The organism is Mycolicibacterium chengduense, from assembly GCF_033741155.1.
Classification (GTDB): domain Bacteria; phylum Actinomycetota; class Actinomycetes; order Mycobacteriales; family Mycobacteriaceae; genus Mycobacterium.
This window is the reverse complement of record NZ_JAWQNH010000005.1, coordinates 720586-729621: the sequence shown is the minus strand read 5'-3', so window position 1 is coordinate 729621 and position 9036 is coordinate 720586. Positions and strand designations below refer to the sequence as shown.

Sequence of the window (9036 nt, the reverse complement as noted above, 5' to 3'; positions counted from 1 at the left end):
TCGAACAGGAGGCCACCCCCGCAGCACTGACCGCCTGAACCATCACATCGAAGAATCACACGACGACCTCGTACACCACGTCTGAGGACTTGACCGAAACCAACAGCAATCCACTGCCCGTTAATGTGCCTTACGCTCTCCACCTGCACTATGGAACCTGGCCCGAGGGATTTCTCTGACCACGTTCCGCCGGCCCGTCGGACCCATATGCTGGTGTCTCCGCTATTGCTGGTTCCGGCTACAACTTGAGTTGAGTCATCGTGATCGTAAGAGAAGTATTTTGTGGCCGGCGGTAGCTTCGTCAAAATATCTGCAGCACGCTCGATGAAATCCTTGCCAGTGCGAAGGCGCCAAACCATGCCGGTGCAGCTACCATCAATTTGCTGCTCTTGACCAAAAAGAAGAATTCCGTCATCAGCTCGGCGGACAGCGGCAATATCACTTTCCGCATACATACCATTCGCTAGCGAAACTTGACCGATAACTGACTTTTCCAGATCGACTGGCTGCCAATTCTGACCATCGGTGGATCGCCAGATTGCTGCCGTTGATCCACGTTTGCCGTCAGCCACAACGCGGATAGCATCCGCCGTATCTCCGGCAAACCATCCGACTGCATAATATGCATCGCCACTACGCACGACACTGGCCATCATTGACTGCCCCGACGGGTACGGTTGCGAAAGGGAAACGCTATCTACCTTATCCACCGCAGCAGGTTGATAGGCCTGAAGGCTGGCCACAAGTATCCACGTCACGACGCAAGCCGGCAAGGTCATCATCACTATATGCCGCCAGGGATGATCGCCCGAAGACTGGGAAGTTGCGGCCCCTCCGCGGAACAAAGTTATCAATTGCGGAAAGAGAATAGCCACCAAGAAACCAACGAGTGCTGATATCGCCTGATTTCGCCCTTCGCTACCGCCCCATAGCCAAATACCAGTAAGCGCAACAGAGAGCACTACGACGATTGCGACGCGTTTAACTGCGAGCCAATTCAGGATCTACTCCTTAACCCGTATAACTTCGCTGCCCAAGCGACGAGCCGTGCGGGTACAGATACTAGAGGCTAGACAGCGTAGGCGCGCAACCAATGAGCCACATTTAATGTGGGCGGAATTTGAAAAAGCAAGTATCGATCCCACGACGCCGATTGACATTGCCAACAACTATGCGACGTAACCTATTCGCTTGCACACCCGGCGACCAGACACGGAGAGTTCCGCGGAGATCGCCATATCGTCGCACCCTCGGTGTCTCGGGCCCGCGCCACCGCCTTCGCGCTTGAACTCGAAGGGATGAATCCTTCGGTAAGACATCTCGCTTTACCCAGCAAATTCCGGGGACTGAGCGTGTCCATCACACGGGGGTCAAGACCGCTGAAATCGCTACTTGCACCGGCTCCCGCGGATGGCAAGCATCCAACTTCCGGGGCCGCGGGGGTCGACTTCCCGTAGTCGAGCGGCCGTCTTGCGAAGCTTAGATGCCCGTCTTCGTTGCCAAGGGTTCTACAGCAACATACGGTTGATTCTGGCAGTGTTAACTGACTGCCGGCGTCCCGCGATACTGCCCACTAAGGGCAGTGATCACACTTGCCAGGTCACTCGCCGGAGCGGTTAATCGCGACAGAAGATACCCGCAAAGCACGATCCACGCAGATTGGGGCTTACCGCGTCGCGTAGTCGTGGGTGCCCGCAGCGGTCCGCAGCTGGTGGCGGCCGCGGCTCACCGAGCGCAGCGTGCCGTTGAGGTAGTCCTCGAACTCGGCGAGCTTGCTGTCGACGTAGATATCGCATTCACCGCGCAACCGGTCGGCCTCGGCGTGCGCGGAGTCCACCAGCCGGGTGGCCTCGGCGGTGGCGGTCTGCACGATCTCGGTCTGCGACACCAGGCGCTGCTGCTCCTTGATGCCCTCCTGCACCGCCTTCTCGTAGGAGATATTGCCGTTCTCGATGAGCCGGTCGGCCTCGGTCTTGGCGCGGCTGGTGCTGGCCTCGTATTCGCGCTTGGCCGCGGCGGCGATACGGGCCGCCTCGTCGCGAGCCTCGGTGACCATCCGGTCGGCGTGGGCGCGCGCCTCGGCGACCATCCGGTCGGCCTGGGACTTGGCCTCGGCCATCATCCGGTCGGCCTCACTGCGGGCGTGGTTGAGCAGCGAGTCGGCCTCGGCGTTGGCGGAGGCCACCGTGGAATCGGCATGCTCACGGGCCTCGTTGAGCATGGCGTCCCTGGCGTCGAGCACGTCCTGGGCATCATCGAGCTCGCCGGGAATGGCGTCCTTGATGTCGTCGAGCAGTTCCAGGACGTCGCCTCGGGGGACCATGCAGCCGGCCGTCATCGGCACGCCGCGTGCTTCCTCCACGATCGCACTGAGTTCGTCAAGCGCCTCAAACACTCGGTACACGGCAACACCCTCCAGGCGTAGTTGTTAGTGACCAGTGTGCCTGGTGTTACGCCTGTGACTGGAGTTTTGTTGCGGTGTGTCGCGCCGCCACTAGCGCAGCGCTGCGGCGATGGCGTCCCTGGCGCGGTCCAGCATCGAGGCGAACGGGCCCACGACGTAGTTCAGCACCGGCGACTCGACGCCGGGATGGGGCCGAGTGGGCGCGATGGCTTGGGCTGCCTGCACCGCCTTGACCATCCGGCCCAGATCCTCGGCGCTCAGCTGGCGCTGCAGCCGGCTGAACTCCTCGGTCTCCTCGCGCTCGGCGTGCTTGATCACGTCGGCACGGAACAGGGTCAGCTCCTCCAGGAACTCGTCGGAAGCCATATCCATGCCTTCCAGCTTGGACAGCTGCTCCTTCGCGTCGTGCTCCTCCTCGAGCCGGGCGTCGACGATCGCGTCGCCACCGGTGACCTCGCGGCGCGCCCGCGGATGAACCACCATCTCCTCGGCGGTCTCGTGCACGGCCAGCAGTTGGCGCAGGTCGGTGAAGGCGCGCTCCCTGGCCTCGGGCGCGGAGGCGGAGAGCACCTCCTCGAACAGATCCTTGATCAAGTTGTGCTGGTCCTTAAGGAACCGCACGACGTCGTCGGTCGACTGGACAAATGTTTCGACCACGGGTGTTACCTCCGTACACGGTCAGGCTCGGGTGGGGACGCGGTGGGCTGTGCGTCATCCCCGGCGTACCCGCCGCGGCCGGGGGCTAACCGTGCAGCTTGGCCCGCAACCGCACGTTGACCGGCTCCGGCAGCAGATCGCTCACGTCACCGCCGAGCCCGGCGACCTCCTTGGCCAGCGACGACGACACGAAGGAGTAGCGCGGCGTGGTCGCCACGAAGAAAGTGTCCACGCCGGCGACATGCTTGTTCATCTGGGCCATCTGCAGCTCGTACTCGAAATCGGTGCCGGTGCGCAGCCCCTTGACGATGGCGGTGAGGCCCCGCTGCTTGACGAAGTCGACCACCAAACCGGTGCCGGATTCCACCCGCAGGTTGGGCAGGTGGGTGGTGGATTCACGGATCAGCTCGATACGTTCCTCGGCGTTGAACATGCCCTTTTTGTTGGGGTTCACCAGCACCGCCACCACCACCTCGTCGAACTGAGCCGCGGCCCGTTCGAAGACGTCGATATGGCCCAGGGTGACCGGGTCGAAGGATCCGGGGCAGACAGCGCCACTCATGTGGCCGCCTCTCGGCCGCCACATTCCACATCGAGGGTTCGCTCGCAAGCTTCGCTCACGCGGCCTGACGTTACGCGATGCCGAACTCCAGCCGGGTGTCGCCATAGCGCCGCTCGTCGACGCGTTCCCACCCGTCGGGCCAGCGCAGCGCCGGGCCGCCCGCGGCCCGTTCGACGACGGCGAGTGCTCCCGGTGCCACCCAGCCGTTGCCGAGCAACGCGGCCAGCTGCGCCTCGACCTCGGCGGCGGGCACCTCGTAGGGAGGATCGGCGAACACCAGATCCGCCCGTCGGGCGGGCGCGCCGGCGAGCACCTTGGCTACCGGCGCGCAGCGCACGGTGCCGGGGGCCTGCAACGCGGCGATGTTGGCCGAGATCACGGCGGCCGCTTTGCGATCGGATTCGACGAACATCGCGTGCGCCGCACCACGGGACAGCGCCTCCAATCCGAGCGCACCCGACCCCGCGTACAGGTCGAGCACCACGGCGCCATCGAAATCCATTCGCGCGGCGAGCACGTTGAACAGCGATTCACGGACCCGGTCGGTGGTCGGCCGGGTGCCCTTGACGGGCACCGCGATTCGGCGCCCACCGTAGCGCCCCGCGACGATCCGGGTCAGGCTGAACCCCCGCTTGAGGGGCCCAACACCACCAGCAGATCGCCGCCCTCGACCTGCGCGGTGTCTTTGACGGCGACGCGGGCAACGGTGCCGGCCTTGGGCGCGGTGATCGCAGCCTCCATCTTCATGGCCTCGATGGTCGCGATGGTCTGGCCCGCCTCGACGGCGTCGCCGGCACTCACCCCGACGGCGACGACGCCGGCGAACGGCGCCGCCACGTGATCCGGGTTGGCCTTGTCGGCCTTCTCCGCTGCGGGCATCTCGGTGGCGATGTTGCGGTCGCGCACCAGCACCGGGCGCAACTGGCCGTTGAGGATGCACAGCACCGTGCGCATACCGCGTTCGTCGGCCTCGGAGATGGCCTCCAATCCGATCAGTAGCTGCACACCACGTTCCAACTCGACGCGGTGTTCCTCGCCCTGGCGCAGCCCGTAGAAGAACTGATTGGCACTCAGCGAGGACGTGTCGCCGTACTCCTCGCGATGCGCCTCGAATTCCCTGGTGGGGCCCGGGAACAGCAACCGGTTGAGGGTGGCCTGGCGTTTCGGGCCGGGCGCGGCCAGCAGCGCCTCGTCCTCCGGTGCCAGCGGTGTCTCGGCCCTGGCTTCGCCGCGACCCTGTAATGCCTTGGACCGCAAAGGTTCCGGCCAGCCCCCCGGTGGGTCGCCGAGCTCCCCGCGCAGAAATCCGATCACACTCTCAGGGATGTCGAAGCGATCCGGGTCGGCGGCGAACTCGGCGGCGGTGGCACCCGCACCGACCAACGACAGCGCCAGATCGCCGACCACCTTCGACGATGGGGTGACTTTCACCAGCCGGCCCAGCACCCGATCGGCGCCGGCGTAGGCGTTCTCGATCTCTTCGAACCGGTCACCCAACCCCAGCGCAATGGCCTGCTGACGCAGATTGCTCAGCTGTCCGCCCGGGATCTCGTGGTGATATACCCGCCCTGTCGGCCCTGGTAGCCCAGACTCGAACGGCGCGTACACCTTCCGCAGCGCCTCCCAGTACGGCTCCAGCTCACACACCGCACCGAGATCCAGGCCGGTGTCGAACTCGGTGTGCGCGGTGGCGGCCACGATGGCGGACAAGGCCGGTTGGCTGGTGGTGCCCGCCAACGGCGCGGCCGCCCCGTCCACCGCCGACGCGCCCGCAGTCCACGCGGCCAGATAGGTGGCCAACTGCCCGCCGGGGGTGTCATGGGTGTGCACATGTACCGGCAGGTCGAACCGGGCGCGCAACGCGCTCACCAGTTTGGCGGCGGCCTGCGGGCGCAGCAATCCGGCCATGTCCTTGATGGCCAGCACGTGCGCCCCGGCCTCGACGATCTGTTCGGCCAGCCGCAGGTAGTAGTCGAGGGTGTACAGGTCCTCGCCCGGGTCCGAGAGGTCCCCGGTGTAGGACATCGCGACCTCGGCGACGGCAGAGCCGGTGGCGCGCACCGCGTCGATGGCCGGGCGCATCGAGTCGACGTTGTTGAGTGCATCGAAGATCCGGAAGATGTCGATTCCGGTCGTGGTCGCCTCTTCGACGAACGCCGTGGTGACCAGTTCCGGGTACGGGGTGTAGCCGACGGTGTTGCGGCCGCGCAGCAGCATCTGCAGACAGATGTTGGGCATCGCCTCGCGCAGCGCGGCCAGCCGCTCCCACGGATCCTCTTTCAGAAAGCGAAGCGCCACATCGTATGTCGCGCCACCCCAGCACTCCACCGACAGCAACTGCGGGGTCATCCGCGCCACATACGGCGCCACCCGCAGCAACCCGGACGAACGCACCCGGGTAGCCAGCAGCGACTGGTGGGCATCCCGGAAGGTCGTGTCGGTGACACCGACGGCGGGGCTGTCGCGCAACCACGCGGCGAAGCCCGCAGGACCGAGTTCGATCAGCTTCTGCTTGGAGCCGTCGGGCGGGCGCACCGACAGATCGATATCGGGCAGCTTGTCCTGCGGATACACCGTCGATCGGCGCTCGCCGTGCGGTTTGTTGACCGTGACATCGGCCAGGTAGTTCAGGATCTTCGTGCCGCGGTCGGCCGGCGTGTGCGCGGTCAGCAGCTGCGGGCGGTCGTCGATGAACGACGTCGTCACCCGGCCGGCCCGGAAATCCGGATCATCGAGCACCGCCTGCAGGAACGGGATGTTCGTCGAGACGCCGCGGATCCGGAACTCGGCGAGCGCACGCCGGGCCCGAGCCACCGCGATGTCGAAATCTCTTCCGCGACAGGTCAATTTGACCAGCATTGAATCGAAATGCGCGGAAATCTCGGCGCCGGTGTGGGTGCCACCGTCGAGCCGGATGCCGGCGCCGCCCGGGGATCGGTAGGCGGTGATGCGGCCGGTGTCGGGGCGGAAACCGTTGGCCGGGTCCTCGGTGGTGATGCGGCATTGCATGGCCGCACCGCGGATCGCGATGCTGTCCTGACTCAGGCCGAGCTCGTCGAGCGTCTGGCCCGCCGCGATGCGCAGCTGCGAGGACACCAGGTCGACGTCGGTGATCTCCTCGGTGACGGTGTGCTCCACCTGGATTCGGGGATTGCATTCGATGAACACGTGCCGGCCCCGCTCGTCGAGCAGGAATTCGACGGTGCCCGCGCAGCTGTAGTCGATCTGTCGGGCGAACGCGACCGCGTCGGCGCAGATCTTCGCCCGCACCGCGGGATCCAGATTCGGCGCCGGGGCCAACTCGATGACCTTCTGATGGCGGCGCTGCACACTGCAATCGCGCTCGAACAGGTGCATGACGTTGCCGGCACCGTCGGCCAGGATCTGCACCTCGATATGGCGAGGATTGATCACCGCCTGCTCGAGGTAGACGCGGCCGTCGCCGAATGCCGACTCGGCCTCCCGCGACGCGGCCTCGACGGCCTCGGCCAGCGCACTGGCCTCGGCCACCCGCCGCATGCCGCGGCCACCGCCACCGGAGACCGCCTTGACGAAGAGCGGGAACTCCATCGCGCCGGGGCCTTCTGTCGCGGCCACCAGCTCGGCCACCGACGACGACGGCTCCGACGATGCCAGCACCGGCAGTCCGGCTGCCTTGGCCGCCGCGATCGCACGCGCCTTGTTGCCGGTCAGCTCCAACACCTCGGAGCTGGGGCCGACGAACGTGATTCCCTCCCGCGCACAGGCCGAGGCCAGCTCGGGGTTCTCCGACAGGAAGCCGTAGCCGGGGTACACCGCGTCGGCGCCGGCGTGCTTGGCCACCCGGATGATCTCGTCCACCGACAGGTAGGCCCGGACCGGATGTCCCTCCACCCCGATCTGGTACGACTCGTCGGCCTTGAGGCGGTGCAGCGAATTACGGTCCTCGAAGGGGTACACCGCGACGGTGGCGATGCCCAGTTCGGTGGCGGCACGAAACGCCCGGATCGCGATCTCACCGCGGTTTGCTACCAAGAGTTTGGAAATCACGAGGTGAACCCTAACTTTCCCGCCGTAACCCCGGTGTTACAGAAGGGTTGACCAATAATTCCAGAACCTCACCAGGATCATCAACACCAGTGAGGTGAACCAGAGCGCCACCAGCGACCACCGCCACTGGTAGAGCAGGCGGGCCGGCCCCTCGGCGGTCTCCCCGCGGCCGGCGATGGAAGCCGCCACCACGAACAGCGGGATGGTCACCGACCAGACGACCATGCAGTACGGGCACAACGCGCCGATCCGGTACAGGCTCTGGAAGATCAGCCAGTGCACGAACACCACGCCCAGCGCGCTGCCGATCGTCAACCCGACCCAGTACCACCGCGGTAGGCGGACCTTGGCGACCGCGAGCACCCCGGTGACCACCACGACGCTGAATGCACCGATGCCGATGAGCGGGTTCGGGAAGCCGAACACCGACGCCTGCTTCGTGATCATCACGGACCCGCAGGACAGCACCGGGTTGATGCTGCAGGACGGCACGTACGCCGGGTTGATCAGGATTTCGATCTTCTCGATGGTCAGCGTCAGCGCCGCCGCCAAACCGACGACGCCGGCGATGAGGACCCACCAGGCGCTCGCGGGGCGCACCCCGGTGTCGGGCGCCTCGACGTCGGGCTCGTCAGTGGCGGCTGCGGCGGTCATCAGAGCCCCGGCACATTGCCGACGATCTCCTTGACCTTGGCGACCAGCGCGTCCGGCGTACTGAACTGGTAGTCCTCACCGTTGATCCGGACGGTCGGGGTGGAGTTGATCTTGGTGGCCTGCGCCAAGCCCTGCACCAGGTCGACGTACTTGCCCTTGTTGACGCAGTCGGGCACCTTGCCGGCGGCCCCCGCCTGGCGCGCGGTCTCGATGATCTGCTCGTTGGTCGGGAAGGTCGACGCCGTCTCGTTCGGCTGCTGGGCGTACATCGCGGCATGGAAGCGGCGGAACGCGTCGATCGATTCGTCGGCGACGCAGTAGGCGGCGCCGCCGGCGCGAGACGGGTAGTTCTGGTTGCTCGGCGCGTCCAGGATCGCGACCATGTAGTAGTCGGCGGCCACCGCACCGGTGTCGATGAGCTTGTTCACCGTGGGGCCGAACTGCTTCTCGAACGCGCCGCAGTGCGGGCAGAGGAAGTCCTCGTACATGGACAGCACGGCCTTGGGCTCGGACGTACCCTCCTTGGTGATGAGCTTGCTCGATGTCACCCGGATGGACTTGGCCTCACCGGCCGGCGGCTTCTTGTCGCCGGACATGACGATGTAGAGGACCAGCGCCACGGCGAACACGACGACCACGGAGGTCAATCCGATCTGGATGAGCAGATTGCGCTTGCGGTCGGCGGCCTTGAGGTCGTAACTGGCCTGCTTCTTCGGTTTGTTCGCCACGG

At 65.7% G+C, this 9036-nt stretch carries 8 protein-coding genes; all 8 read right to left on the bottom strand.

All coding sequences use genetic code 11. The features are described 5' to 3' along the window. The coding region (locus SBI67_RS21905; protein WP_318982565.1) for a hypothetical protein at window positions 1–962 on the bottom strand (962 nt) is incomplete at its 3' end. A 704-nt stretch (window positions 963–1666) separates the two neighbouring features. Continuing rightward, a complete protein-coding gene (sepIVA, locus tag SBI67_RS21900; protein ID WP_024450410.1) occupies window positions 1667–2404 on the bottom strand; it encodes a cell division protein SepIVA in 738 nt (245 codons plus the stop codon). A 90-nt stretch (window positions 2405–2494) separates the two neighbouring features. Further along, a complete protein-coding gene (locus SBI67_RS21895) occupies window positions 2495–3061 on the bottom strand; it encodes a hemerythrin domain-containing protein (protein WP_318982564.1) in 567 nt (188 codons plus the stop codon). 85 nt (window positions 3062–3146) lie between these two features. Next, window positions 3147–3623 (bottom strand): pantetheine-phosphate adenylyltransferase, encoded by a 477-nt coding sequence (gene coaD / locus SBI67_RS21890; RefSeq protein WP_318982563.1) that lies wholly within the window; start codon window positions 3621–3623, stop codon window positions 3147–3149. A 70-nt stretch (window positions 3624–3693) separates the two neighbouring features. Then, on the bottom strand, window positions 3694–4242 hold the full coding sequence (gene rsmD, locus SBI67_RS21885; protein WP_318982609.1) for a 16S rRNA (guanine(966)-N(2))-methyltransferase RsmD: 549 nt from the start codon (window positions 4240–4242) through the stop codon (window positions 3694–3696). Beyond that, window positions 4239–7652: a pyruvate carboxylase gene (locus tag SBI67_RS21880; protein WP_318982562.1), complete on the bottom strand. Its 3414-nt coding sequence runs from the start codon at window positions 7650–7652 to the stop codon at window positions 4239–4241. Before SBI67_RS21880 ends, rsmD begins: the two co-directional genes overlap by 4 nt. Before the next feature lie 36 nt (window positions 7653–7688). Then, window positions 7689–8306, bottom strand: coding sequence for a vitamin K epoxide reductase family protein (locus SBI67_RS21875; RefSeq protein ID WP_318982561.1), 618 nt, complete (start codon window positions 8304–8306; stop codon window positions 7689–7691). Further along, window positions 8306–9034, bottom strand: coding sequence for a DsbA family protein (locus tag SBI67_RS21870; protein WP_318982560.1), 729 nt, complete (start codon window positions 9032–9034; stop codon window positions 8306–8308). Before SBI67_RS21870 ends, SBI67_RS21875 begins: the two co-directional genes overlap by 1 nt. Window positions 9035–9036 lie beyond the last annotated feature (2 nt).